The following is a 23,533-nucleotide window of genomic DNA, read 5'->3' on the forward strand; positions in this document are numbered from 1 at the left end:
CGTGGAGTTCTTTTTCGGCGCTTTCACAAGCGAATGGGAGCAAAGGCGCGCGGCACTATTGCACGAAATGACGCTGGGCGGCCGTGGGAGCGCTGTCGAGGAAGAGCTTGAGAAGAGACTGAAGAATCTGCAGCACCAGGTTGGGATGTCTAAAGGCGGGTCGGGATCTAGGGGAGGGGTGAGGACTTCGGCATTCAACGTGTCGTCGCCTTCGAGGACGATGGCTGCCGGTTCGGGTGCTATTCGATCAATGGACGTTCGTCTTGCGAGCGTTGCCAAAGGGAGCCAGCCCGCCGTAGTCAAATTGGCTTCCTACGGTGGTGGCGCCCGCGTAGGCTCGATGCTCAACTATGTTTCCAGAGGGGGGGAGCTGAAGGTTGAGAACGAGAACGGCGAGACGTTGCGTGGCCGTGAGGAGTTGGCGCGTCTCCGTGGCGATTGGGATCACCTTTTCCAAAACAGGACCGAGAGCCGCGATATCGGCGCGTTTAGCGTCGAGGTGAGCGTTTCCGGCGGCTCGAACCCGCATGAGCAGGTGCGGGACATTCTCAGCAGTGGCTTTGGTGATCGACGCTACGCTTACTCTGTCGAAACCCGAAACGATGGATCGCTGAAGGTCGAGGGCTATGTTGTGTTGCGCAGCGGGCAGGGCGAGCGGCTGACGGCTGACGCGAAGGCGGCCGCCATCGTTCAGGAGCGTTTCAACGCCAGCGCCGTTGCGAAAGAGGCCCCTGCGGCTTTCTCGTTCACAGGCTATGGCAACGGCGTGGAATATGGCGCTGCCAAGTTGCGAGACCTGATCGCGCAGCGGAACGACGTTCGAGACGATCAGGGACGTTCGATTGCCGATGACAAGGCTGCGGGCGACCTGGTGCAAAAGGAATGGCGGGATGAGCTGCACAGCCGCAAGAGCCGTGACGTGATGCACGTGATCATGTCGGCGCGTGCCGGCACGGATGCTGCCGCGTTCGAAGGAGCTGTTCGCGACTTCTTGGCTGAGCAGTTTGCGGGCCATCGGTACGTTTTCGCTATGCACGATCCGGAGAACGATCCGAAAGAAGCAGGGGAGGGGGGCAAGCGGCCGCATGTTCATGCCCATGCCATCGTTACCATGCGTTCGGAGTCGGGCGACCGGATCGAGACGACTCCGGCCACCTTCCGGCAATGGCGTGAGGTCATAGCCGAGAAGGCGCGTGACCACGGCATCAATATGGAAATGACCGATCGGAGAGAGTTCGCCACGCCGCCAGCCTTCACGCGGAATCAGGTTCGCGCCGTCAAGCATGACGGTCGAACCGAGCATGTAGGCACCAGCGATCCGGCGCAGGCGCGATATGACGCAAAGCGAGCTGGTCGGCGCATGGTGGCGACGAGCCAGAGAAGCCGCCAGTACATCCTAAAAGCGCAGGAGACCTGGCAGAAGATTGCAGTCAACGCCGGCGACACAGTGGTTGCGGCCTACGCCGCTCAGCATCGCTCCTATCTCGAAAACGGCCTTGCCAAAACGGATCAATCGCCTGCTGGTGCAGTCATTCATGCAGATTTCGGCGGTGATTACCGCTCCAATATGGTAGCAATCAGAGACATGTTGTCGGAGGCAAAGGACATGCGCGAGCAGACACGCCCAGAGTTCGAAGCGTACGAAAAGACGGTTGAAACGGCTCTATTCAACCTTCAGCGCAGCGCTGGTCCAGAGGACCGGTCAGGCTTCGAAGAGGTTTCCTCCCTCGCTCGCGAGATCGTCGATCTGCGCAGGCAGATGCTCGAAATGAAGGAGCGTGGGCTTGATGAGCAGGATGGCCGAAACGCTGCTGGCGATGTCTCCAGAGAGGGTGGTGCCGCGCCGGAAAGAACGGCATCTGAGGTGCAAGAGCAGACGAATGCTAACTCCCAGTGGGAGGCAGCTGTTGCCAAGCATGGAGAGGCTGTCGTTGAGGCTGGTAACGATGCGATGGCAAATGTGGAACACTATCGCTCCGGCCTCGCCCATATCGAAGCCGGCGAGCTCGGAGACGAAAACCGGGAGCAGTATGAGAAGGGCCTTGAGGCTTCGCTTCATCATGCAGCTCAACTCGCCGCTACCGGAAACGCCTATCTCCGGGATGTTGCCAACGAAGATCCGGAACTGCGCGCGGAGATCGAGACCATTGAACGCAATGAAGAGCGTGGGGACGAAAACAAGTCAAACAAGCAGCCGATAACAGCGGATACTGCCGACGATCGCCAACGCGATCTCAGGGTGGATCTGGAAGAGGAACGTCCGATCGGGCAAGCGGAGCGTGAGGCTCACCAGCTCGCTGAGACGGTGGACGCTACTCAGAGGCAGCAAGATCGTGTAAACAGAGACAGGGAAGCGGCCAAGCAGGGCGGCGAGACCACTCGGACTGATCCCGCGCAACAGCACATTCCTCGTCTCGAGGAGTTGGAGCGTGAACAGGTTGAACAGAGGGAGCGTAATCGGGACGACCGTGATCGCTAAAGTGTCATGCAGGACGGTAATCAGAACACCTACCTGGTGGAAGTAAACGACCCCAAGTCTGCCGACCTCGTCGGCAAGATGATGGTGTGGGGTATGGTCTCCGTGGGGATCCTCGCGATCCTGATCAAGGTCTACGGGACCGTGATCGGCTGGTATCACGCTTCTGTGGCTTGGCTAACAGAGGCGGGTCAGTACGCAGCCAGCTTCTGGCCCTTCTGAACCGGAATTAGCGGCCGGCCTGTTCCATGATTGGATCAGGAACGGTCGCTGCGAATAGCTCTTCCAAGCTCTTCCTCTTGCGCGGTGATTTGCCTTCGGCTTCCCGTTCGACGACCTCCCTAAGGCGACTAACCCGATCATTGTGCGCTTTTTCGATGTCGTTCTCTGAGACAGGTGTCGTGCGCTTTTCGGGAGCGGGCACAGCTGCCTTTGCAGGTTCCGGAGTGCCCCCGGCGCTGACCTTCTTGTTGGCCAAGGCGGATGGATTCACAACGCGAGCGGGCGAGGTGGATGGCGCTGGCTCTTTCGGAGCCTCCTCCTGGACAGGCGCCCGCCGCTCCTCCGCTTTCGCCTCAGTCACAGGCTTTATCGCTTCCGCTTGTTCAGCCTGTTCCTGGCCTGCATTGGCATAGGCTGGCGTGGTCGCTGGAACAGGTTTAGGTGGCAGGTAATCGACAGTTGGAACGGTCGGTATGTGCGTCTGAGAATAGGCCTCCGCCTCCTTGAAGGGCTGCGTCTTAAAGAAGCGCAGCTTGTCTCCAAAGATTGGCCGCTGACCCTCCACCAGCAAGATCATCTTGTTCTCGGGCATCTGGCGCACTTCCTGCGGCATCATCAGGTCCCGATCGCGAATTTGCTCGACTTTTGTTCGGCGCGGGAGCCCCATAAGCTCGATAGTGCGGGATTCAGACTGATATCGGATAGTTCTCTTGCCAAGCGCGCGGGAAGCATACTCTGCCGTGGCCTGGTCATTGGCACCAAGGATGAGCTGATAGCCGCAGTTGCCAAGGAGCGAATGTCGGGACGTCTCACCATAGATCTCATCCAGGTTCTTCAGGTCCTGGATGATGAAGGCGAGCTTGATCTTATAGCCGGCCACATAGGGCAGCTTCGTCATGATCTCGTCCATGCGCTTCAGCTGGCGAAACTCATCCAGCAGAAAATAGACCGGCACGGAGTTTGGATCATGCTCAATGGTAAGTATGTCCATCACCTGTTGAACGAACAGCGTCAGCAGCGGCCTAAGAAGCGTGATGTCGGTGATGTTCGGGGCAAGGTAGACTGTGATGGGGCGACGCTTCATGGATCGAAGGTCCATGTCAGTCATGTTCGTTGCGGCCACAACGCGTTCGTTCTTGAACGGCCTCATCGCCTTCTGGATATCAAGCAGTGCCGAGGCCGCGGCCCGTTCCGAGAGAGACAGGTAGGAATTGAAGCTCTCCATCGTGAACTTCGACAGGTAAGGCTCCTTCTCCTTGATGTACTTCATCAAGGCCTGCAGATCGGTCCCGCTGTTGAAGAAGGAGTTGATGTCGCCGAGGTTCCTGCGCCCTTTGTAGAAAGGGCTTTCGAGAACATAGCTGATGGCGCCGGCGAGAACCTGTTGAGCTGTGGCCTGCCAAACTGAATTCTCGGATTCGGTGTTCTCCGGGACAAGAATGCTGGCGATATTTTGAATGTCAGTCGTGCGATTGCCTCGCTCCGGACGAACGAAATCCAAGGGATTATAGCTGTTGGTCGTCTCGGAACCCGGCGCGAACAAGAAGACCTGGCTGCCGTTGCGCTTCCGATAGCCGGCGGTTGCCTTGTAGACCTCCCCCTTCAGATCCGTGACGATCATAGAGCCTTCGTGCATGAGAGCGTTGGGGATGACGTAGCCCGCGCCCTTACCGGATCGCGTCGGGCCAATAATGAGGTGGTGGCGATCGTCATACGCGCGGAGGACGTTGCTCCCGATGCGACCGAATATGTGACCTTTCTTGCCAAACCACTTCCCGCGCCGAAGGGTTGCAAGATCCTGAAAGGCCGCATCCCCCAATGGATTGCTGGTAGGTTTGAGCCCAAGGTAAGCAATGAGGCCTGATACGAGCAGCGCGGGCACTACGGAGCCGAGCGCGACTTTTTGAAGGGAAGGGGAGGAGCTATAGGCCCAGAACTGCTGAATTGGTGCGAATGGGTTTGAGGTAATTGTCGCCTCGAGGATCCTACCGTCACCGTAGAAGAGCTGAAGCCCCGCACCGTATGCCAGCATCCAGGCTGCAAATGCGATCAACAGGCAGAAGAACAGATAGAAGGCCTGTAGCCCCTTACTCATGATGCATCCCGTGCGAAGTAGATTTCGGAAACCCCGCGCTTGCCGCCTTCCCGCCTGAGCTGGATCACGATCGGAATGACCATTTGGATGTAGGACATCAGGTCCTGCTTGGAGTAGCCGGCGGACATGCCGGACTGCTGCATCATCATGGCAAGCTGTTCATAGGCGCCGAGCGGCGTATCGGCGTGTACTGTCGACATGCTGCCCGGGTGGCCTGTGTTGATGGCGCGAAGGAATGAAAAGGCCTCAGCGCCACGAATCTCGCCAACAAAGAGGCGATCCGGCCGCATTCGAAGCGCCGATTCAAGAAGGTTTTGAATCGTCACGTTTGCAGTGCCTTGCCCACCCTTGGAGGCGATCAGGTGGACCGCGTTCTTCTGTGGTGGGAATAGCTCACGAGTGTCTTCAAGCGTCAGGATCCGCTCATTCAGGTCTACAGAGTTCAGGCACGCGTTCAGAAACGTGGTTTTACCCGACGACGTGCCGCCACTGATCAGGATCGAAACCCGCTTCGTGATGGCCGTATGGATGAAGTCGTAGATCTTCTCCGCGCGCAGATAGGCGACCAGCTCCCGATCCACGTCGCTTAGGCCCCCGACAGCAACCGAGACTTTGTCGAGAGAGCCGTTGTCACGGTAGTCCTGCAGAGAAAAATTCTGCACAACCTGCTTACGGATCGTGATCGACCCACCGTCAGGTGCCGCGGGCGGCAAGACGACCTGGATACGTTCGCCGGTCGGCAGTGCTGCGCTAAGGATCGGATTAGCGGCGTTGAGGAACTGCTTTGTCGCTGCGGCAACCCGCTCGCCAATGTTCTCGATCTCCCGTGCCGTCAGAGCATCGATTTCATGATGCTCCATGTGATCAGCACCGAAGCGCTCAACATAGACTTGGCCTGGCCGGTTCACCGCAATCTCAACCACCTTCGGGTCATCGAGAAATTGCCTGATGGGCTCCAGAGACCGGTTCAGGAAATAGTGGGGATCATGAGCCGTCGTGTTACCTACCATAACGTTCACGTTTGATCTCCTTCATCGCTTCCGTGACAGGATCGTCGTACATGGCGCTGAAATCGAGGTCCTGGCGAACATAGACAAAGATCCGCTCGCCCTGCGGGACGCTGATCGTTGGCGGGATCCTCAGGTTTTCGGCAAGGACCGTGTTCGCCATGTCGCTGAAGGTCTGCGCGATCGTTTCTCGCGCCAATTCAGCACCTCTTTCGGCGTCATCGTTTCCGGAGCTGGAGTCGCTACCGTATCCGGTTAGATAGCTTGCACCGCCTCCGACGATCGACAGCAAGATTGATGCGCCAAAGCGCTCACGGAACTTGTTGTCGACATGACCCGTCAGGCCTGATCGCCCGAGGCTGTCCGTGCCGATGGAGTTCAAGCGCACCGACACGCCGTCATCCCGGATCAGCCTCGTCCACACAACAAAGACCCGCTTCTGCCCCCGCGTAACTTCGGACTGATATTCCCCGATCAGGCGTGTTCCTGTTGGGATCAGGACACGCCGCCCATCGAAGGAGTAGACATCCTTGGATGTAATGGCCCGGACCTGGCCCGGAAGGTCGCTGACGATCGCCGTTTCCAAGATGCCCGGGATCAGCGTGCCCTCTGGGATCATGGCGTCGATGCGCTCAATCTGCCGGGCCTTGGCGGAACGGTCACCGATCGCACTCGCTGAGGACAGGTACTGGCTGTTGCGATCCTCGCCAGCGACGGTCAAAGGCGTGCCGCTGTTCGAGCCATCGAGCGAACCATTCGCGGATCCTCCCAGGTTCTGGTCAAGCGTGATTAGCTTTGACCGAAATCGCTCCGGAAACACCTCTTCGGCGGGCGGGGAGGCGCTCGCCGGTTGAGCTACTTCGGGCGGGGGAGGCACGTTGAATTCAGTGACGTCCACCGGCGGAGCTGGCGGCGGAGGTGGCGGAGGTGGAAGTTCCAAGACAGGCTGTTCGGGTGGTGGGGGAGTGGGTTCTCCATCGCGCACGAAACCGGGCGGCCGGAAGGTCGTGGTACGGAACTCCTCCTCACTTTGCGGGCTTTCAGGCGGGCTTTCTCCGGACGTGGCGAGCACCAGGTACGCGGCGAAGACGCCAGCCAGCAAAAGGGCGGCCATGCCGACCGTTTGATTGCGCTTCACGTTTCGGTTGCTGATTTCGGCCTCGTCGGCCGCCGCCATTGCGTCGAGTTCAGGGCTGCGCTTCATTAGTTGCCGCTCCTCCTGCGTTTGCTGGCATCAGGATCCGGTTTCGGAGCCATGATGTCAGGATCAGGTGCTGCAAAGTCCGGCTTGCGGAGGTTGAAAATGCACGTCCACTGGTTTCCGTCCCGGAGCGTGTATTGCGTGGCTACGCCGTCAACGACGATGTACTCGCCTTCTTTGCGGAAGTTTCGCAGGGTCTCGGAGAAGTCGGATTGAACGGCAAAAATGGCCGGCACGGTCCCTCGGCCGAACTTGAAAAAGGTCTTCTTTCCGTCATCGAACACCATTGTCGGTTTCAGCGCCGCGTCGCCCGAGAAAGAGTAGTCAATGTTGACGTTAGCTTTGTCGATGCTCGAAATGTTCGGGTTGGCTGCCCGAAACTCAGCCTCCTTCCGCAGAGACTCGTTCAGGTTCTTCTCCGGATAAACGAAGCGAATGCCGAAGACCTTTTTCCCTGCTTCCGGTGCATAGTCGTTGAGCTCAAGGAAGTAGATCCTCTTTGAGGTCACCACGTTCATGTTTGTGGAAACGTCCTTGGCTATCGGCTTGACGAAAAGGATGTTGCCCTTTTCTGACGGGGCAACCTGCCAACTGTCGGTATCGCCAAGCGAGATCGTCTCAAACTTCTCATCTTCGTCGAAGATGATCATCGTTGAGATGCCGTAGGTCGCAGATACCTTCACGACGTTGTTCGGCTGATAGACGACACTGGTCACACGCGCATCCAGACTGCCAGGGCGGGGCTGTTGCGCCGCATAGGCGTGAGTCATCGTGAGAGCGGCGATCGACGCCGCCAGAGGCAAGCCATATTTCACTGCTGGCCTCCCGAGGTCACCGTTTCCTGATCGCGGCGGTAGTCATACACCTGGAAGCCCAACGGGTTTTCGAAGCGCCATTCGTTGCGCTCCGGCGTATCCGTGTAGCGATAGCGAACGATAGAGATGAAGTGGCGCGTGATGACGTCTGAATCAGAGCGCTCATGCGTCGAGAACCGGACGAGCGCCGTTGTCGTGTTGGGGAAGGTGACAGACTTTATATCGACGGTGATCGACTTGTTTTTGCCGAGCCGGCGAGCTGGATTATCAGGGTTCGCGGCACTCCATTGGGCCTGGAGGTCGCGTGCTGCGTCGCCGGTGGAGAGCAAAGCTGCAATTCCAAAGTTCTGCTCGATGGCAAAAGGATCATAGCCCTCGCGGGATCGAATGTAACGGACGACGTTCGCCTGAGTGACCGCCTGCTGATCGGTGATGTTTGATGTTCGGGTCAGCCCTGTCTTGACCTCAATATAGCCAGTGTTCTTGTCGACCTCGACAATGTACGGCTCGAAGCTCTTAAGGGGCACGAGCATCACCAATGCGGAGAGCGACAGGATCGTGATGCAGCCGAAGATCAGCGTAATCAGCCAAGCGAACGCCTTGGACCGTTTGGCCTTTTTGACGATCTCTTGTTCCCAACGGTCCCCATCCTGAAAATAGCTCCGGAGAGCATCGTTATTCTCTGCCATGTATCCTAGCCCTTAATTCCCGCCACCAGTTGCCTAGTTGGGCAGACTGTTGTTGGTAATTCTGTTTTGCATCGCTTCTGCTGCACCGGCGTTTTGGATGTTTTCCCGCATGCCGGCATGGGTTCTGGCGCGTGCGGCCATTCCTAATTCTCCAGCCCTCCCGGCTACAGAACGTGTCGCGGTCAAAGCTCTTGCCGGCAGTGCAACACCGGTCGCGTAGCCAACCGATCGAGCGATCTGCCCAACGCCCGTTGCCACGCCCCCGGTAATTCCCTGGGCGAGCGTTTGAATGTTGAAGAGGACAAAAGCGCCAGCCCCACAGATCAGGACGAAAGCCGAAATATCGTCTAGCTGGATCTCGTTCGCGGATGCTGCCGCTGCCACCTTCTGCAGTTCAGCGTCCATGGTCGTGATGAGAAAGGCGGCGACGACGTAAACGAAGAGCGGAATGATCGCGTACGTCAAAACCTGCTGGAACCAAGCCATTCCGTACTGGCGTGTGGAATCAAACAATAGGCAGGCGATAAAAATCGGTGCAGTGCCAAGCAGCACCCACATCATCACCTTCGCAAGCACGAGGATGGCAAGCGCAACGGCAATGAACAGCCCAACCGCCAGCATGATCAGGAACCCTACGAGGCCCGGTAGAATGGCGAAGTAGCCTGACTGCTCCGCGAATGCTGCTGCTGCCTCATTCGCCGTCTCCCAGATCATGGAGAGGCCGTCTGTCGGCTCAGTTATCCCGGTACTGCTAGCCGTCAGGAGCGCCCGCCCCACGTCTTCCGGGGTGTTGTTCAGCCAGTCGTAAAAGAAGAGTTGGAAATTGCCCCACTGATCAATGAAGGCGACGATAATCATCATTCGCACGACCCGGCCGACGATCTCGCCGACGCTCACACGCGCGGTCCCCATGACGAGTTGAAGTCCGTAATAGGCGACGTAGGCAATGAGCATGATCGTCAACAAGGGCATGATCTCGTCGCCAACGACCTCGTAAGCCCGTTGGGAGAAATTCCGCCCTGCATCTTCAAGAGCCTCAAGCAGGCCGCCTAGAAAGTTCATGGGGTCACTGCTCTCCGCTTGCAGCGAAAGCGTCGATCGCCGCCAGCGCTTCCGATGGGTTGCCATTCACGCTGGTCATTGGTCCACATTCCTGTCGCGGATCCTCGGCGTAGGATGTGAGGTTTGCCGGCCTCTTGCATGGTGCAGTCTTCTCTTTCGGAGCACCGGCGCAGCCAGTTACGCCGACAGCAACCAGAGCGGAGAGGAGCACAAAGCCTTTCACTCGAAATGTCTTAGTCACCGTAGGTCAGCGCCTTCTTGGTATTGGAGATGTCGACAAGGCGGCGCTGGTTTTGGGCCTGCAGGGAGCCGACCGCTCCGTTCATCACGCCAATCATTTCGTTGATCGTCAGGCCTGTTTGAACCTGCAGCTGCGTGTTCTGATCGATGGACCCTTTGATGTCTTGGGCCTGGCCGATCTGCTGACCTGCCTGCTGGAATGCCTGTGTTCGCGACTGAACGGCCTGTTGCGAGCCGGTGACTAGGGCAGCAACTCCAAGGACGGTCTTCATCATTTCTTCGTAGGATTTGTCACCGGAGAACGTGCTGTCCGCCTTGCCAGACAAGTTTTTTACCAGCTGAAGGCCGTTGATGAAGGTGGTGGCAATCTGGCCAATGTCACCGCCCATGCTGCCGAAGTTCGGGACTCCGCCCTGCATGAGGCTGTCGAGTGACGGCATCTGAGAAACGCTGAACCCTTGACCAACGGCGAGGTTCTGCATGGGATTGGAAACGCTGCCGCGATCCCCCGTGACGGCCTTAAGCGTCTCTTCTACCGTCTTCAGAACCTCCTTGTTCGTATCCAGGATCTGATCGGTCGTCTGAGAGGTTTCCGTTGCAATCCTCAGGTTGGCGCTGTCGATCACGGGAACCTGTGCATGCGCGGTAGACGCCATCGCTAGCGAAAACGCAGTCAGGAATGCTCTTTTCATGGCCGTTCTCCTTGTCATTCGGCGCTCAACATCAGCTTCATGTCAGCCTCTGGTTCGAGTTTTCGAACGCAGGCCTGTTCCTCCGGATTCCACTCAAGCTGCAGTTCCTTGTCGCAGAGGTCAGCTACCTCGCGATCGTCTTCCTTCTCGTCTCGCTTGTAATCGCTGGACCGCGAAGACCCCGAGAGCCCGCCCAAATCGAGTGCATTTTGAGAATTCATAAGCTCCGCCATCGTTGTTCCGAGGCGGATGACTTGGTTCATCATCTCGAGGTTCGCATTGCGTGCGCCGGAATTGTGGTCCCAGCTGTCTTGGATCGTGCCGCTTTCCATCTGGCCGAGTTGCTGAAGCCATGACACAACGTTCCCGCTGTTTTCGGAAATCGACTGGCTGGTTGCCATTGAGTTGATCGTTGCGTCTCTCGCACCTGAAAAGCCCGACGTGCCTCCGCCGAAGTTTTCGGGGATGTTCGACACATCGGAGCCTCCGAACTGAGGCATCCACTTGCCTTTGATCGCGGCTACATACCCCTGCGTCTCCTTGAACGGAGGGATGCCGCCATACTTTCGAACGTTGCCTGGCCCCGCGTTGTATGCCGCTAGGGCTAGGTTGGTATTACCGTTGAAGGTACGGAGCTGCTGCTTCAGGTAGCGTGCGCCGCCGCGGAGGTTATCCTCGATATCGTGAGGGTTCACGCCAAGATCCTTGGCTGTGCCGGGCATCAGCTGCGACAAGCCCATGGCGCCGACAGGCGACTTTGCGCAGGGATTGAACCGGCTCTCCTGGTAGACGAGAGACATGAAGAGGGTTTCGTCTACCCCTTCCTCACGCGCCACTCGCTTCACGAGCCCGACAATCTCCGGATTGGCTTGTGCTGCCGAGGGGGCGTCACCTCCGCGCCCCGGCCGGTACATCGAGCAGGTGACGCTCTTGCTCACGGAGTGCCGGCGACTGTCTGTTTCTTCGATCTGCTTCGTCGTTTCATTGCGCACCGCATCTGTTGAAGTGAGGGCGCCATCTGTAACAGGAACCTGCGAGGAGGCGGGGGGCGCTGTTCCACAAGCCAAGGCTGCAACCAGCAGCGTTAGAATCCGACTGTTCCTCATTCGGCCTTCTCCCATCCGCAGAATTTCGCCAACCAGTTTTCGGGTTCGTCTCCGTACTGCTCGCGAAGTGCCGCGCACTCCTCGATCGTCTCCTTGCGTCCTGAAAGCACCTTCACGAGATCCGGCATTGTCGACAGATCGAGACGCGCAATGACAGAGTCGTTGCCATGCTTAATCAGGAAGGTTCTCTTTTCAGGAGGCGTGTTCTTGATGAACTTGAACTCCTTCACCGTCAGGCCGAAGCGCTTGATGTAGCTCTCTTCGTCAGCCCGTGGGTTCGGGAAGTGGATGTTGGTCGCCGATTGCTCAATGAGCGTGTGCGACGCTTTGGATTTGGTAATGTCAGCAGCCGACTGCGTACCAAAGCCCACGATGCCGTTGAGCTTTCGGATCGTCTTCATCTTGTCGACGATGAAGGCGCTGAAAGTGTCATCCATCAGTAGCTGCCAGCCTTCATCCATGAAGAACATGACGGGGTTACCGTCCAGCAGCTCGTCCAGCCGATGGTAAAGATACATCAGCGCAGGGGTTCTTAGCTCCTCGTTTCCGAGGATGTTGGTCATATCAAAGCCAAAGACGCTGTGACCCGAGAAGGAAAGGACGTCATGGGGCGCGTTGAACAGCCAGGCTTTTTCGCCTTCGATCCAAGGGCGAAGCCGCGAGTACAGATCGTTGGCATCGGCCTTGGACCGCCCCATCAAGAGGCCGGCAAGATTCGGGAGGTTCCGCTGAGCTGCCGGCTCCTGCATGATCCGGACGATTGCCTTTTCCAGCGTGTCCTCGTCCTCTTGCGTGAAGTCGGTGCGACGATCGCCGCGCAGCATGGCCTTGAGCAGACGGACCAGAAATTCCCGGTTCTCGCCGGTGTTTTCCAGTTGCAGCGGGTTAAAGCCCGTGGGCGTTCCCGGAGACAAAACTTCGTAGGCTCCGCCGATCGCCCTGACGAAGATCTCAGCCCCCCGGTCCTTGTCGAAGAACACGGCGCGAGGCGTGGGTGAAACCCGCATCGCCTGAGCCAGCAGGAAGGTCAAACCTACGGTCTTGCCGGATCCTGTCGGACCAGTCACCGTGAAGTGCCCGATATCCCGGCGGTGGAAGTTGAACCAGTAGGGGGTTTGTGAGGTCGTTTCCAGAATGGTGATTGGCAGGCCCCAATGGGTGCGATCCGCTTGTCCAGTCGCGAAATTATGCATCGAGGAAAGGCCGGAGAAGTTGGCGCTCGACAGCATGGCGATGCGGGAGATGTAGGAGCGGTTTCCAGGCAGCTGCGCCCAGAACGCCGCCTCAAGATTGAGGTCTTCCCGGAGCCAGTTGATGTTCATGTCGGTGAGGCAAGCGCCAAGTTCCGACACGCAACGGCTTAATCCCTCGAGGTCCCGCGAAATGCACAGAAGCGAAAAATGATGGAAGCCGAATACAGCCTCCTGATTGAGGAGGCTGTTCAAAGCATAGTCGATGTCGGATTCGACTGAACTACCCGCTTCGTCGGAGGCCTTGATTTGGCGTTGAAGGCGGCTGATCCGCTCTTGTGCGATCGGTTTGTCTGCAAGGGTGAAGGACTGCGTCAGGATGAACTCGTGGTTCACCTGCAGCAACCCATCCAACATGCCGGGACCAGTGAATGGAGGATATTCTTTGATTGAGAGTAGAGCGGCATAGCGGCTATCTTCTTCCACCGCCGCTTGTGCCTGCATCGTCCGCTTTGAAAAGTGAAGCCGTGAAGTGCCGACGTAGTTGCGAATTCCCATGCGCGGAAGCCGCATCTTTCGCGGCACCCCGCAGGTCAGGATCGTGTTGAATAACTCGCAGGGCTCCGAATACGGATCGCCCTTAGCGTCTTCTCCATCGATGTCCTTTTTCGCGGTATCGTCTGATTTCTTGCGATACGTGATGCCAAGCGGCTTTGCGCCGTACTTGTGCAACTCTTTCACGATGTTCCCAACCAGCTCTTCGAGGTCGGTCACGTCTTCACGGGTCGCTTGGGCCCTGGCCTCCTTGTTCGAGCGTTCAAAGATCCGCTTCAGCGAGTCGCCGAGGCCAAGCGCCCCTTTCATGCCCGAACGCACGATCGTCAGGTAGATTTCGTTCGTGAACATCCGCTTCTTGCGAAGTTGGTCCATATAGCGATCGTTCAGGATCTCGCAGAAGGAGGAATCGAACGAACCGCCGATTTCGGTCTCGACCTCACGACGGATTACAGTCGACCAAAGAGAATAGCGGCTCGAACCTAGTGCTCGGATCATGGTGTTCTGCACAACAGAACGCATGTTCAATTCGGCCTGGTCCTCCGTCTGGAAGAACAGTCCATCAAGCTTGATGACGCTGATCAGGGTTCCATTCTCGAGCCCGATGACCGTGTCAGAAACATGCCGCATATAGGGGATGTGAACGGACATAGGTCGCTCGTTGCCGGCGACCTTCCCAAACCCAAGCTCTTCCTTGACGACTTTCAGCATCTACTATGGTCCGTATGAGTTGGTGCCCCAAAAGCGCTTGTTGGGGGTCCTTGGCGTCTTGCGGGACGTGACCTGCAGGACGTCGAGAATCTTGCTGTCCCAGGCACAAAGCGAGAAAAGGACAAGGTAGGCGGCTGGCGCGATCAGCAGTGCCGCCAGATGGTTCGTCACCAGCCACCCAATGATTGTCACGCCGATGATCAGGACGACCGCCATGTAGGGCACGCCCCATAGCGTCGGAGAACGTGTCAAGCCGATCACCAACGGCGTCAAAGCTGGCTTCTCGTCCTGAAAATCGCTCATCAGCCGCCGCCTACCGACGAAATCATCTGGTCAACGATGGCAGGGGCGCCGAACACGAGACCGATGCCAATGACGACGGCTCCGGCCGTGAACCACGAAAGCCTGCCGGCAAAGGCAAGGAAGCCGAGGCCAATCACGGCGATGATTGCCATCAGACGTCCGAAGGGGCCGGTGATGAAGTCAACGATCATCTGTACGGCTGTCTGAAGGGGGGCGAATGCACCGCCGCCACCACCGCCAGCCTGTGCAAGCGCTTGATCAGCGCCTGCAACCTGCAGGGCTGCCACCAAGCCAATGACGGCTACTGCCTTCAATGCCCCGGAATGCCGGGAAACGACGTTCTTCATAGTTCTCTCCTTAAAAATGCATCACGCCGCCGACGAACTTGCCGGTCTTCTCCACAGCGATGACTCCGGCATCGCTGGTGTTCTTTTCCGCCATGTCTCGGACGATCCCGTTTGCCTTCCGTTTGCCGGTTGGCATCGGTAGGCCAAGCTGGAAATTCACAACCTTTGCGACATAGCCGACGGTCTCTTGGAATGGCGGAACGCCGCCATATTCGTAGATGCGCCCCTCCCCGCTGTTGTAAGCGGCCGCGACCAGAAGCGGGTTCTGAAACTCATCGAGCAGGAAGCGGAGGTACTTCATCCCGCCCTCGATGTTATGAGCGGGATCGCAAATGTCCTGAACACCGAAGCGAGCCGCCGTTTCGGGGATAAGCTGCATAGGTCCGCGTGCGCCTTTCGGTGAATTGCGGATCTCATCGAAGCGGCTTTCGGCCCAGGCAATCGCAACCGCGAAGCCCTCATCGACGCTGTATCGGCGCGCAGTGGATGCAACCAACGCTTTAATCTCGTCAGGTGACAGGGGCGACGGCCCGCACTCTTCAACGGGAGTTCCTGCCCCTAGATTTTCGGGGGTATCACTAGATCTAGTATCTAGAGTGGGAGTTTGGACAGGCTCAATGCGGCCGGTGGCGCGCTCCGAGACATCAAAATATGCGCTGACAGACGCATCAATGTGATGCCCTTTGGCGCCCGCGTCTTTCGACGCCGTTGCGCCCAATACTTCAGCTCCGCCCTTCGTGACAACACCGTTTGCACCAAGGACAAATTCCTTCTCCGATGTCTCGACACCGCTCCAGCGATCTTCGAAGTTCGTGACAAGAGATTCCTCATTGATTGTCACAGAATCGTTGTAATCGCTGGAAATACGCCCTGTTGTGGCTAAGTCTTGTGACGCTGCAGTATTGGCCGCGAGCAGCACGGATAATGCTCCGCTAGTCAGGGTTCGCGGGCCTAGATACCCTGCATAGACAGTGTTTTTATCCATCGCACCCGCCCGTCAAACGGTGTTGTGATCGCCATGAAAACCGACTAGAGTTAATGCACGCATGATACCGATTTGATGCACTCTTACAAGTTTTCTGATCGGTGTTAAACACTATTTTGCAGGGTCAACAATCGCACTACAGATGGTTAGGGCTAGAATATGAAACAGGCCATCATTCCCGCGCTTCTAAGTTGCGCATTGGCAACACAAGCGCTTGCCGCTCCTGCGGTGAACAAGGACTACATCAGGTCACTGGCGGCGCCGGGCAAGACGGTTCTTGTCGTCGAGTATTACGACGGGACCGGCAAAGTCGCTGATCGCAAAGGGTACGCCACTGCCAATGGCTTCAAGGCTATCTCGGCGACTGAGTTTCGCGTCGATGAAGCGACAACGTTGCATCTGTATGGCGTTCAGCCCTGCAGCGGCGATCTGGTCAATCGCGCAGAGGACTATTCCGGGACTTGCGAGGAGTTTGGTACGCAGCAGCTGCAAACGATGCTGCAGAGCCCCAAGGTTCTGTTCTGCAGGGCCTTCATCAGCGAGCAGACTGCCCCCGTTCAGGATGTCACTTGCTACGGCTACTATAACTATCCTGGAGCAATGGACACGGTTGATAATCTTGAGGAGCAGCTTCTGTCGTTAGGAGCGGTTCGCCTGACTAAGAAAGCTGATGGTTCATTCGAACGTCCTGATCTCACGGAGGCTCAGGAAATCGGCCAGAAGGGTTCCTACGGCATGTGGGCAGATCCTCGGGTGAAGGCGCAATGAAGCTTGCTGCTGCACTCGTCGCGACTCTACTGCCCTTTGCAGCCAATGCCGCACCTGAAGGGTACTTCGATCTTGCTCCCGGCATCACCCTGGAAACGGGGGACACCTGGATCTCGAACCTAGAACGGTTTCGTCTCTATGGCATCCAGTCCTGCTTGCGCGGCACTGCCTACACGGATGGTCAGGGCAACAAGAAGGATTGCGGCGAGGCATCGCTTGCGATGTTGGCTGCCTACATCAAGGACACCAAACCGATCTGTGCCCCCGTGGCGAAGCTTAACGGCATCTCATATGTCGTTTGTTACGCCACGGTTGGCAGTCAAAGGCTCGACCTCGCGCAGATCATGGTGACAAGCGGCTATGCATTCGCTGCCTTGAAGACCGATGGTCTCCCTTATCATGCCCCCTACGCCATAGCCGAGCAGCTTGCTCAGCAAAAGAAGGCCGGCCTTTGGCAATTCTCCGACGTTCAGCATCCTTCCATCCTGCTTAGTCGTGAGGCGAACCAGCGATCGAGGAGCGCCCAGCCATGAGAAGCCGCCTTTTCCTTTTTATCGCCGCAAGTTCTTTGGCCCAGCCGGCGTTTGCCGCCGATCCGATCTATCAGAACTGGCACGCCCTACGCGGTCAGGCTGCGCCTCCAGTTGCTGCTGCTGTTCGGTTGCCGACGTTCAAAGGCCCGGTAACCGTTGTTGACGGCCGCACGCTATGGTTCGGCACGCTTGGCAATGGCTATAAAGTGAGGTTGGCCGGCATCGACACCTGTGAGCTTCCTCAATGGGCTTTGAACGCAAAGTGGACCAACCGGGACAAGCAACAGGCCCCTACCCCCGTTCCATGCGGTCCCTTCGCCAAGGCCTGGCTGAAAAGGACTGTCGGAAACAGACCCACGACTTGCGTCGGTCTGGCCTACGCGAACGATGGGATACCCGTCGCACAATGCACGACTAACGGTGTGGATCTCGCCGCCAAAATGCTGCGCGTCGGTTGGGCTCGTCTCGATTCCCCTTACATCAACGCCCAATATTACGCTTATCAGACCAACGCGATGGCCGCCCGGTATGGGATGTGGGGAACCTACGCGTTGGACATGAACGAATGGCGCCGGAAAGCCGTCGACAAGACGCTAGATCGGCATCCGATCGCCGACTTCAATCTATTGGCCGAGAGGAAAAGCGAGATCTCTCCTCCTTTTGCTGATGCGCGAAACAAGCCGAAGAGGACAGACCGATAGTTGCCAGACCTCGCACATATTGCGACCTCTCTCGCAACGGATCCCTTGGCTGGCTTGCTGCTTGCCATCGCCCTCATAATCCCGGCGCAGAGACTCTGGTGGATCCACGCGCTACTAGCGGCCTTCCTTCTCATCCTGTCGCTGGCTTTCCACGACAAGCGTCACTTGTCCTTCGACAGCTATCTGGTCGGGCTCCTAGCCTTCGCCGCGGTTTCTCGGGACATTCCCAATCAGCCACTGCTCTATCGCATCGGCATTTCCTGGTTTGCGTGCTTCGCGCTGATCTCGGCCGTCATCTACGCCGCAGGCGAACGCATCCAGCACAGGACTCCGCTCGAAAGACCTTTTTCCGAGCCGGCAATTTCAGCAGCATTGATCAAGAGGGACACCTGATATGAAACCAGTGTTTTTTGCCGTGGCCGGTCTCGCGGCTCTTGCCATCTCTCCAGCATCTGCCAAGGCCGAGGATGCCACATGGGGTTGCCAGATCCTCTTGTGCGCAGCCTCACAAAGCCCGTCTTGGCATGGCGTCCCCTACTGCGTTCCCCCGATGAAAAGGCTCGTATCAGCTATGGCGAAGCCCGGCTTCTCCTGGCCGATCTGCCATGAAGCAAAAGCCGGAAAACCGGGCTATGAACCTTACGAGGAATGCCCTGCCGGCATGACCGCCGTTTCCTCCCGCACCGATGGGGATCGGCCGTTCTTGGGCCGTGACGACAATGATCAGTGCACGAAGACCGTCAACCAGTGCAGCAACCGTGCCGCCTTCCGTACCCAATTTGGTGACAGCCAAGAAAACGAGCGCAAGGGTGTCACGATCCGGCAGATCAACCAGAACAACGACAATGATGTTTTCAACCGAGACAATGGCTGCATGGTGCAGATTACTCAGCCCCGCCCTCGCCGCGCGGATCCTTATTATTTCGACATTCCGAACGATAAGGGCGTCAATCAGCGCGCTTGGTTCAACCTGAATGACTGAGTGGATGACATGAACAGCAACATTCTCATCGTAGCAGCCGCAGGTATTGGCATTCTCGCCGGTGCTGGAGGTACTTATCTCATCATGCCGGAGCCAGAGCCGGTTGTTCGGGCCCCTACTGATGCGGAGATCGCGGCCCTTATCGCAGCCAATCCCTCCCTAATTCCCGAACCTCCGGCCCCTGTGCTTGAAATACCGACAGAAGAGGAAGCTCTAGCCGCATACCGCAAGGCTTATGCCCGCAATCCTCTGAGGACCGGCCGCGGTGAAGCCGATGTAACCCTTGCTTTGGGAGAGTGTGACGAGAACGCCAGCGGTCCAGGCGTATCATGCGTTGCGGCCATCAAGAGGAATGCAAACGCAGCTCCTCTCGATCGCGTTATTGGATTTGCCAAGTCTTCATCCGGCGAATGGGTTGCCACCAACTACTGATTTCAGGGCCAGATGCCTGTTGATCATCAATGCCCCGATAGTGAGATGGAGCCTGAAAGAAGAAGCTCCATTTCCTCAGGGTTTAGGCTCCCCTTGGAGGCAATTAGGTACCCCGCTATGTAAAGTAGCTTCTGATCTCTCTCATCCTGATCTGACGGCGCGTGCCTGATGATTTCCATACGTGCATTCGCTTCTTGATCCATGTCAGCGCCGCCCTCGCCGTTGACGGCTGCCAGGTAGACGGCTCGGTGACGTTCGACCTTCACGGACAATGGCTCGTTGGTTTGCAGCTCAAGCTCTTCTGTCATCTTTCCCTCTCCACAAGCGCAAGCGATCACTCCTTGGCCTCCCGAAAATCGAAGGGAGGGCAGGAGCCCCGCTCCTGCTCCCGAGCTCGTGCGGAACAGCAGGAGAGAGGGGGACAAGCGCTAAACCGGAGGGGGATCACCCACCCGGAGGGCCGAGACGGATTTCAGGGAAATGCGGCCGGTGCTGCAGGCCGCAGGCCGAAGCATGGGGAGACCGGTTTAGTGCTTGTGGGGGAGAGAGGGCAGAGCGCCTTTCTCCCCTCTCAGTGCGTTGATTTAAGTCGTCTTTTGGTCCGATGTGTTGCTGACAGCTTGATGCGCGTCCGATACCTTTGCACTGGATGGGGGGTGCCATGGAGATAGCTAGCTTAAAGATCGAGAATTTCCGGGGCGTGCGGAACGGCTCAATCCGCTTCTCGCCGCACACAGTGCTTGTCGGCGCGAATAACTGCGGCAAGACTACGGTTATCGAGGCGCTGGCTCTCTTGTTCGGCCGCGACCGGATGATCCGCACTTTAACCGAGCATGACTTTCACGGCAGCAATCCGCAGCCAGCAGATCGGATTCGATTGATCGCAACGGTGATCGGGTTCCACGAAGATGATCCGGCCCAGCATCCAGACTGGTTCCGGGACGATAGGGGCATCGTTAAATGGTGGGACGCGGCTACCGGCGCAGTGCATCCCGCACGCAATAGTCCAGCTTGGAAGCTCGCCTGCCAGATTGCCTTTTCGGCGCGGTTTCATAGGCCTTCACTTGAGGTAGAAACGCTGCGGTATTTTCACGATGACGACAGTGTCGGCGACGTGTTTGACGACGAAACGGCGACCCCGCTTCCCGCCCGATTGATCCGCGAACTTGGCTTCTTTTTCGTGCCGGCGGCGCGGACGTGGGACCGGACCGTGACGTTTGGCTCAGAGCTATTCCGCCGCGTAGTAGCGGCGGGCGGCGGCCAGCCTTCTGAGTCGGTCCTCGCCGAGCGCGACCGTTTGCGTAACCCACAAGCGACGCTAGAAGAGGACGAAAGGCTCTCTCCAATCGTCGAACGGCTCAATCAAGAGCTCAGTGGCTTCTTTCGGACGAACCCGACCTTGCATTTGCGGGTGACCCCCACTGATTCTGACGGGCTGCTCGAATCCGTTGTCTCGCACTACGCCCATAACGGGGCCGACCTACCGCTCCCCGCGAAGCGGCATGGCAGCGGACTCCTGTCACTGCAGCATCTGTTGTTGCTGTTGCAGTTCGGGCGGCTGCGGGTCGAGGTTGACGAGAACTTTTGGATGGCGTTGGAAGAGCCCGAATTGCATGTCCCACCGGCGTTGCAGCGTAGGCTGGTACATCGGATCCAGTCTCTATCACGTCAGACCTTGGTATCGACCCACTCACCGATGGTTGCTGCGCTGGCAGACCCAAGCGGCGTCGCGGTGTTGCGCAACGAAGGTGGCGTTTTAACTTCAGTGCCGCTTCTGCAATCGGCCTTGTCAGCTGACACGCCTAATAGTGTCCGCAAGCTGTTCCAGGTGAATCGCGTCGAGACAATTGCGGCGATCATGCACGACTTCGTTCTGATCCCCGAGGGGAGAACCGATTATGAATGGCTGGGTCTGCTCGTCCGAGCCGTTGACCTTCATCAGAGCTGGGCTGCGGCCGATGAATGCCGGTTCGACGCCTTCGTCGGCGTGATACCGACCCACGACGGATCTGTGGTGCGAACGGTGGCGGCGATGTCTCCGCTTCACCCTCGCGTGGTCGCGCTGGTTGATGGCGACCAAGAAGGCATGGGTTATGCAAATGCTCTCGCCGTAGCGGGCGCTCCGAATTCGGGGGTCATTTTGCGATGGGCCGACGGTCAGATGCTCGAGGACGTGATCGGCTGGATCATCGATGCCGACGCGGCTGCCTGTCTCTCGACTATTTCTATTGATAACCCTCCCGCAAATGTCGGTGATCTCGTCGCGCGCCTCAAGGACGATGTGCGAGCGACAGGCGGACTCAAGAAGGACAGTTCGAGCTACGAAGCGGTCGCGGGGGCGATCGGCGCAAACGAAGCATGTTGCGCTCGAGCGCGATTGCTTCTCAACGCGATCACTGAGGTCGCTCAGGGTAACGATAATCCGCTGTTCGTGGCGGATCCACACTATCCGACCATCAAGGTCTTCGCGCCGTGACCGTTCAAGCTGTCGAAGGGGGAGCCGGCTGCGGAAAGACACATCGGCTGATGGCCATGCTGGCTGAACGACTTGAGACCCACCCCTTAGAGGACGGGCAACGTGTTCTCGCGCTCACCTTCATGCACGGGTCGCGGCGGCGCCTATCCGAGCGGCTTCGTTCGGTCGCCAACCTTCGCGGACGCGTGGAGTGTTGTACGATCGACGCCTTTGCGTGGCACATCTATCGCCGGTGGCGGGGACTGGCAGGCGCGCTCGCCATCGCCCCTGCAACCGAAGGCGATTTTGATCGAGTCTGCGACGCAGCCGGATTGCTGCTGGAGCAGTCTCAAGTTTGCGGTTGGGTCGCGGCGAGTTTCCCTATTGTGCTAGTCGATGAAGGTCAGGATCTCAAGCCGGAGCGTCTGCGCATGCTCAAGGCGGTCGCGGGGGCCGTCCATGCGCTGATTGCCGCGGACGAGTTTCAGTGCTTGGATCAGGCACTCCGCCCGAACCCACTGGTCGCATGGCTGCAAGAGGACGCAGAACCGGAAAGATTGGTGCAGGTACGTCGCACGAATGCCGCGGGTCTGCTAGCTGCAGCGACCGCCGTTCGCGCTGGAAATGCGCCGGTGAACGGTGTTGGGTTCAAGTTGCTGCCGCCTGGCGTCAGCGTGCCGCTAGCCGCGACGTTTCTCGCCAATGCTATCGCCTGGCGGCAGGGCGGCGATGTTGCGGTAATCACGCCGGCGCTCCAAGGCGGCTTCGCAACGTCAGTTGTCGCTCGGCTGGCTGAGGGCCCGTGTGGCAAACGTAACAACGGGCCTTACACCGTTCATTGGGAGGGCAACGACCGCGACGAGGCGCAGGCGATTATCGCAGGTCTCGATCTTGCGGCCGAGGTTCCGGCGGCGGTGGCCTGCGCAGCGCTGCGGGCTATGCCGCGAAATGTACCCGTGCGTGCAGCCTTGTCGTGGATCGAAAACCAGATCCACGCCTGCGGAAGGACAGATTTCACCCGTGCAGAGATCGAGGCCGTGATTGCACGGCAGGTCTCGCTACGACGGCAGCATGGTGGCGGCGCGTCACATCAACTGACGGCGATGACGGTGCAGCAAGCCAAGAACAGGGAGTTCGAGGGCGTCGTGATCATCTGGCCCTATCAGGTAGGCGGCGACGCTGAACACAAGCGTCGCCTGCTCTACAATGCGATCACCCGGGCAAAGCGATGGTGTAATGTCATCGTCCAGGGGCAGGATATTCTCGCCGCCGCGCCGTTCGCCTGAACGCTGGAAGCAGTTTGGCTGCCTTGGCGAGAGCGCAGATGACGGAACGTTGAACCCGTCTCCGAGCTTGTCCTACGAGGCTGCAGTTTCTCTGAGGGCACGATATACGCTCGCCCGGCCGATGTTCAGCGTCTTTGCAATCTCTGTTGGTCCCATCCCGTCGGATTTAAGCCGGCGGATCTCAGCAATATCAACATGGGGCTTCCTGCCTTTGTAGACTCCTCTGCTCTTTGCTGCAGCGATGCCTTCCATCTGTCGTTCTCTACGAAGGTTCGTCTCGAACTCAGCAAACACCCCGAGCATATCAAGGAAAGCTTTGCCGGCCGCCGAGCTGGTGTCGATCGGCTGTTCCGTCGCCTTCAGCGTCACCCCCTTTTGCTTGAGCAGCCGTACGATGTCCTGCAGATCCCCGACTGAGCGCGCCAGCCGATCGACCCGCGTCACAACCAGGCTGTCGCCGTCGCGCATAAATTCAAGAAGCGTGTTAAGCTCCTTCCGATCATGCTTGCTCGATCCGGATTTCTTTTCGGCCCGGATGACCGTGCACCCGGCCGCCTTCAAAGCCGCCTCTTGAATCGCTAGATCCTGATCGATGGTGCTGACCCGCGCATACCCGTAAATTGCCATGAAACGTCTCATTAGGTTCTAGACCTTCTTTGGGTAGCGTCTCATATCTGCAA

Annotated in this window: 25 protein-coding genes; 10 read left to right on the forward strand and 15 right to left on the reverse strand. The window is 58.0% G+C overall.

Annotated features, from left to right (window positions below; genetic code table 11):
- The first annotated feature begins 1 nt into the window (after nt 1).
- Together G6N78_RS18460 and G6N78_RS18465 are read left to right on the forward strand one after the other, a co-directional pair.
- Nucleotides 2-2,479: a relaxase/mobilization nuclease domain-containing protein gene (locus G6N78_RS18460; protein ID WP_165222245.1), complete on the forward strand. Its 2,478-nt coding sequence runs from the start codon at nt 2-4 to the stop codon at nt 2,477-2,479.
- A 6-nt stretch (nt 2,480-2,485) separates the two neighbouring features.
- The gene (locus G6N78_RS18465) at nt 2,486-2,698 is read left to right on the forward strand and encodes a hypothetical protein (protein ID WP_165222248.1); all 213 of its coding nucleotides are present in this window, start codon (nt 2,486-2,488) and stop codon (nt 2,696-2,698) included.
- A gap of 7 nt (nt 2,699-2,705) precedes the next feature.
- Here G6N78_RS18465 and G6N78_RS18470 read toward each other — a convergent pair whose 3' ends face one another.
- From G6N78_RS18470 to G6N78_RS18525, 13 genes are read right to left on the reverse strand one after another with little or no spacing between them, the layout of a single operon-like run.
- Nucleotides 2,706-4,793, reverse strand: coding sequence for a type IV secretory system conjugative DNA transfer family protein (locus G6N78_RS18470; RefSeq protein ID WP_165222250.1), 2,088 nt, complete (start codon nt 4,791-4,793; stop codon nt 2,706-2,708).
- Entirely contained in the window at nt 4,790-5,812 is a 1,023-nt protein-coding gene (virB11, locus tag G6N78_RS18475; protein WP_165222252.1) for a P-type DNA transfer ATPase VirB11, read from the reverse strand. Before virB11 ends, G6N78_RS18470 begins: the two co-directional genes overlap by 4 nt.
- Nucleotides 5,793-7,004 (reverse strand): type IV secretion system protein VirB10, encoded by a 1,212-nt coding sequence (gene virB10, locus G6N78_RS18480; RefSeq protein ID WP_165222254.1) that lies wholly within the window; start codon nt 7,002-7,004, stop codon nt 5,793-5,795. The genes virB11 and virB10 overlap by 20 nt, the downstream gene beginning before the upstream one ends.
- A complete protein-coding gene (locus tag G6N78_RS18485; protein ID WP_052114302.1) occupies nt 7,004-7,771 on the reverse strand; it encodes a TrbG/VirB9 family P-type conjugative transfer protein in 768 nt (255 codons plus the stop codon). The genes virB10 and G6N78_RS18485 overlap by 1 nt, the downstream gene beginning before the upstream one ends.
- 41 nt (nt 7,772-7,812) lie before the next feature.
- A complete protein-coding gene (locus G6N78_RS18490; protein ID WP_165222256.1) occupies nt 7,813-8,505 on the reverse strand; it encodes a VirB8 family type IV secretion system protein in 693 nt (230 codons plus the stop codon).
- A gap of 33 nt (nt 8,506-8,538) precedes the next feature.
- A complete protein-coding gene (locus G6N78_RS18495) occupies nt 8,539-9,567 on the reverse strand; it encodes a TrbL/VirB6 family protein (protein ID WP_165222258.1) in 1,029 nt (342 codons plus the stop codon).
- Between the two features lie 4 nt (nt 9,568-9,571).
- Nucleotides 9,572-9,808, reverse strand: coding sequence for a hypothetical protein (locus G6N78_RS25845; RefSeq protein ID WP_234906003.1), 237 nt, complete (start codon nt 9,806-9,808; stop codon nt 9,572-9,574).
- Nucleotides 9,801-10,499, reverse strand: a complete 699-nt coding sequence (locus G6N78_RS18500; protein WP_165222260.1) for a type IV secretion system protein — start codon at nt 10,497-10,499, stop codon at nt 9,801-9,803. The genes G6N78_RS25845 and G6N78_RS18500 overlap by 8 nt, the downstream gene beginning before the upstream one ends.
- 14 nt (nt 10,500-10,513) lie before the next feature.
- Nucleotides 10,514-11,605, reverse strand: coding sequence for a lytic transglycosylase domain-containing protein (locus G6N78_RS18505; RefSeq protein WP_165222262.1), 1,092 nt, complete (start codon nt 11,603-11,605; stop codon nt 10,514-10,516).
- On the reverse strand, nt 11,602-14,061 hold the full coding sequence (locus G6N78_RS18510) for a VirB4 family type IV secretion/conjugal transfer ATPase (RefSeq protein ID WP_165222264.1): 2,460 nt from the start codon (nt 14,059-14,061) through the stop codon (nt 11,602-11,604). Before G6N78_RS18510 ends, G6N78_RS18505 begins: the two co-directional genes overlap by 4 nt.
- A 3-nt stretch (nt 14,062-14,064) precedes the next feature.
- Nucleotides 14,065-14,364 (reverse strand): VirB3 family type IV secretion system protein, encoded by a 300-nt coding sequence (locus G6N78_RS18515; RefSeq protein ID WP_081950740.1) that lies wholly within the window; start codon nt 14,362-14,364, stop codon nt 14,065-14,067.
- A complete protein-coding gene (locus tag G6N78_RS18520) occupies nt 14,364-14,711 on the reverse strand; it encodes a TrbC/VirB2 family type IV secretion system protein (protein WP_037093745.1) in 348 nt (115 codons plus the stop codon). Before G6N78_RS18520 ends, G6N78_RS18515 begins: the two co-directional genes overlap by 1 nt.
- A 10-nt stretch (nt 14,712-14,721) precedes the next feature.
- Entirely contained in the window at nt 14,722-15,630 is a 909-nt protein-coding gene (locus tag G6N78_RS18525) for a lytic transglycosylase domain-containing protein (protein WP_234906004.1), read from the reverse strand.
- Between the two features lie 225 nt (nt 15,631-15,855).
- Between G6N78_RS18525 and G6N78_RS18530 the strand changes: the two genes are divergently transcribed.
- From G6N78_RS18530 to G6N78_RS18555, 6 genes are read left to right on the forward strand one after another with little or no spacing between them, the layout of a single operon-like run.
- Nucleotides 15,856-16,464: a hypothetical protein gene (locus tag G6N78_RS18530; protein WP_107341978.1), complete on the forward strand. Its 609-nt coding sequence runs from the start codon at nt 15,856-15,858 to the stop codon at nt 16,462-16,464.
- Nucleotides 16,461-16,997 carry a thermonuclease family protein gene (locus G6N78_RS18535; RefSeq protein WP_165222270.1) on the forward strand — a complete coding sequence of 179 codons (537 nt, stop codon included), beginning with the start codon at nt 16,461-16,463 and terminating at the stop codon, nt 16,995-16,997. Before G6N78_RS18530 ends, G6N78_RS18535 begins: the two co-directional genes overlap by 4 nt.
- On the forward strand, nt 16,994-17,698 hold the full coding sequence (locus G6N78_RS18540) for a thermonuclease family protein (protein ID WP_165222273.1): 705 nt from the start codon (nt 16,994-16,996) through the stop codon (nt 17,696-17,698). Before G6N78_RS18535 ends, G6N78_RS18540 begins: the two co-directional genes overlap by 4 nt.
- A 54-nt stretch (nt 17,699-17,752) precedes the next feature.
- On the forward strand, nt 17,753-18,091 hold the full coding sequence (locus tag G6N78_RS18545) for a hypothetical protein (RefSeq protein ID WP_234906005.1): 339 nt from the start codon (nt 17,753-17,755) through the stop codon (nt 18,089-18,091).
- Between the two features lies 1 nt (nt 18,092).
- The gene (locus G6N78_RS18550) at nt 18,093-18,680 is read left to right on the forward strand and encodes a hypothetical protein (protein WP_165222278.1); all 588 of its coding nucleotides are present in this window, start codon (nt 18,093-18,095) and stop codon (nt 18,678-18,680) included.
- A gap of 9 nt (nt 18,681-18,689) precedes the next feature.
- On the forward strand, nt 18,690-19,112 hold the full coding sequence (locus G6N78_RS18555) for a hypothetical protein (RefSeq protein WP_165222280.1): 423 nt from the start codon (nt 18,690-18,692) through the stop codon (nt 19,110-19,112).
- A gap of 26 nt (nt 19,113-19,138) precedes the next feature.
- Here G6N78_RS18555 and G6N78_RS18560 read toward each other — a convergent pair whose 3' ends face one another.
- Nucleotides 19,139-19,420 carry a hypothetical protein gene (locus G6N78_RS18560; RefSeq protein WP_165222282.1) on the reverse strand — a complete coding sequence of 94 codons (282 nt, stop codon included), beginning with the start codon at nt 19,418-19,420 and terminating at the stop codon, nt 19,139-19,141.
- A gap of 353 nt (nt 19,421-19,773) precedes the next feature.
- Between G6N78_RS18560 and G6N78_RS18565 the strand changes: the two genes are divergently transcribed.
- Nucleotides 19,774-21,588, forward strand: a complete 1,815-nt coding sequence (locus G6N78_RS18565; RefSeq protein ID WP_165222284.1) for an ATP-dependent nuclease — start codon at nt 19,774-19,776, stop codon at nt 21,586-21,588.
- Between the two features lie 50 nt (nt 21,589-21,638).
- Nucleotides 21,639-22,853 (forward strand): ATP-dependent helicase, encoded by a 1,215-nt coding sequence (locus G6N78_RS18570; protein ID WP_234906006.1) that lies wholly within the window; start codon nt 21,639-21,641, stop codon nt 22,851-22,853.
- Nucleotides 22,854-22,925: 72 nt separating this feature from the next.
- Here G6N78_RS18570 and G6N78_RS18575 read toward each other — a convergent pair whose 3' ends face one another.
- Nucleotides 22,926-23,480: a recombinase family protein gene (locus tag G6N78_RS18575; protein WP_165222288.1), complete on the reverse strand. Its 555-nt coding sequence runs from the start codon at nt 23,478-23,480 to the stop codon at nt 22,926-22,928.
- Between the last annotated feature and the right edge of the window lie 53 nt (nt 23,481-23,533).

This window comes from Allorhizobium pseudoryzae (assembly GCF_011046245.1).
GTDB lineage: Bacteria > Pseudomonadota > Alphaproteobacteria > Rhizobiales > Rhizobiaceae > Neorhizobium > Neorhizobium pseudoryzae.

Bases quoted from the DNA above. Each gene is read 5' to 3' on its own strand.
- G6N78_RS18465 (WP_165222248.1), top strand. From the start codon at position 2,486: ATGCAGGACGGTAATCAGAACACCTACCTGGTGGAAGTAAACGACCCC.
- G6N78_RS18470 (WP_165222250.1), bottom strand. From the start codon at position 4,793: ATGAGTAAGGGGCTACAGGCCTTCTATCTGTTCTTCTGCCTGTTGATC.
- virB10 (WP_165222254.1), bottom strand. From the start codon at position 7,004: ATGAAGCGCAGCCCTGAACTCGACGCAATGGCGGCGGCCGACGAGGCC.
- G6N78_RS18485 (WP_052114302.1), bottom strand. From the start codon at position 7,771: ATGACTCACGCCTATGCGGCGCAACAGCCCCGCCCTGGCAGTCTGGAT.
- G6N78_RS18490 (WP_165222256.1), bottom strand. From the start codon at position 8,505: ATGGCAGAGAATAACGATGCTCTCCGGAGCTATTTTCAGGATGGGGAC.
- G6N78_RS18495 (WP_165222258.1), bottom strand. From the start codon at position 9,567: ATGAACTTTCTAGGCGGCCTGCTTGAGGCTCTTGAAGATGCAGGGCGG.
- G6N78_RS18500 (WP_165222260.1), bottom strand. From the start codon at position 10,499: ATGAAAAGAGCATTCCTGACTGCGTTTTCGCTAGCGATGGCGTCTACC.
- G6N78_RS18505 (WP_165222262.1), bottom strand. From the start codon at position 11,605: ATGAGGAACAGTCGGATTCTAACGCTGCTGGTTGCAGCCTTGGCTTGT.
- G6N78_RS18510 (WP_165222264.1), bottom strand. From the start codon at position 14,061: ATGCTGAAAGTCGTCAAGGAAGAGCTTGGGTTTGGGAAGGTCGCCGGC.
- G6N78_RS18515 (WP_081950740.1), bottom strand. From the start codon at position 14,364: ATGAGCGATTTTCAGGACGAGAAGCCAGCTTTGACGCCGTTGGTGATC.
- G6N78_RS18520 (WP_037093745.1), bottom strand. From the start codon at position 14,711: ATGAAGAACGTCGTTTCCCGGCATTCCGGGGCATTGAAGGCAGTAGCC.
- G6N78_RS18530 (WP_107341978.1), top strand. From the start codon at position 15,856: ATGAAACAGGCCATCATTCCCGCGCTTCTAAGTTGCGCATTGGCAACA.
- G6N78_RS18535 (WP_165222270.1), top strand. From the start codon at position 16,461: ATGAAGCTTGCTGCTGCACTCGTCGCGACTCTACTGCCCTTTGCAGCC.
- G6N78_RS18540 (WP_165222273.1), top strand. From the start codon at position 16,994: ATGAGAAGCCGCCTTTTCCTTTTTATCGCCGCAAGTTCTTTGGCCCAG.
- G6N78_RS18550 (WP_165222278.1), top strand. From the start codon at position 18,093: ATGAAACCAGTGTTTTTTGCCGTGGCCGGTCTCGCGGCTCTTGCCATC.
- G6N78_RS18555 (WP_165222280.1), top strand. From the start codon at position 18,690: ATGAACAGCAACATTCTCATCGTAGCAGCCGCAGGTATTGGCATTCTC.
- G6N78_RS18560 (WP_165222282.1), bottom strand. From the start codon at position 19,420: ATGACAGAAGAGCTTGAGCTGCAAACCAACGAGCCATTGTCCGTGAAG.
- G6N78_RS18565 (WP_165222284.1), top strand. From the start codon at position 19,774: ATGGAGATAGCTAGCTTAAAGATCGAGAATTTCCGGGGCGTGCGGAAC.
- G6N78_RS18570 (WP_234906006.1), top strand. From the start codon at position 21,639: ATGGCCATGCTGGCTGAACGACTTGAGACCCACCCCTTAGAGGACGGG.
- G6N78_RS18575 (WP_165222288.1), bottom strand. From the start codon at position 23,480: ATGGCAATTTACGGGTATGCGCGGGTCAGCACCATCGATCAGGATCTA.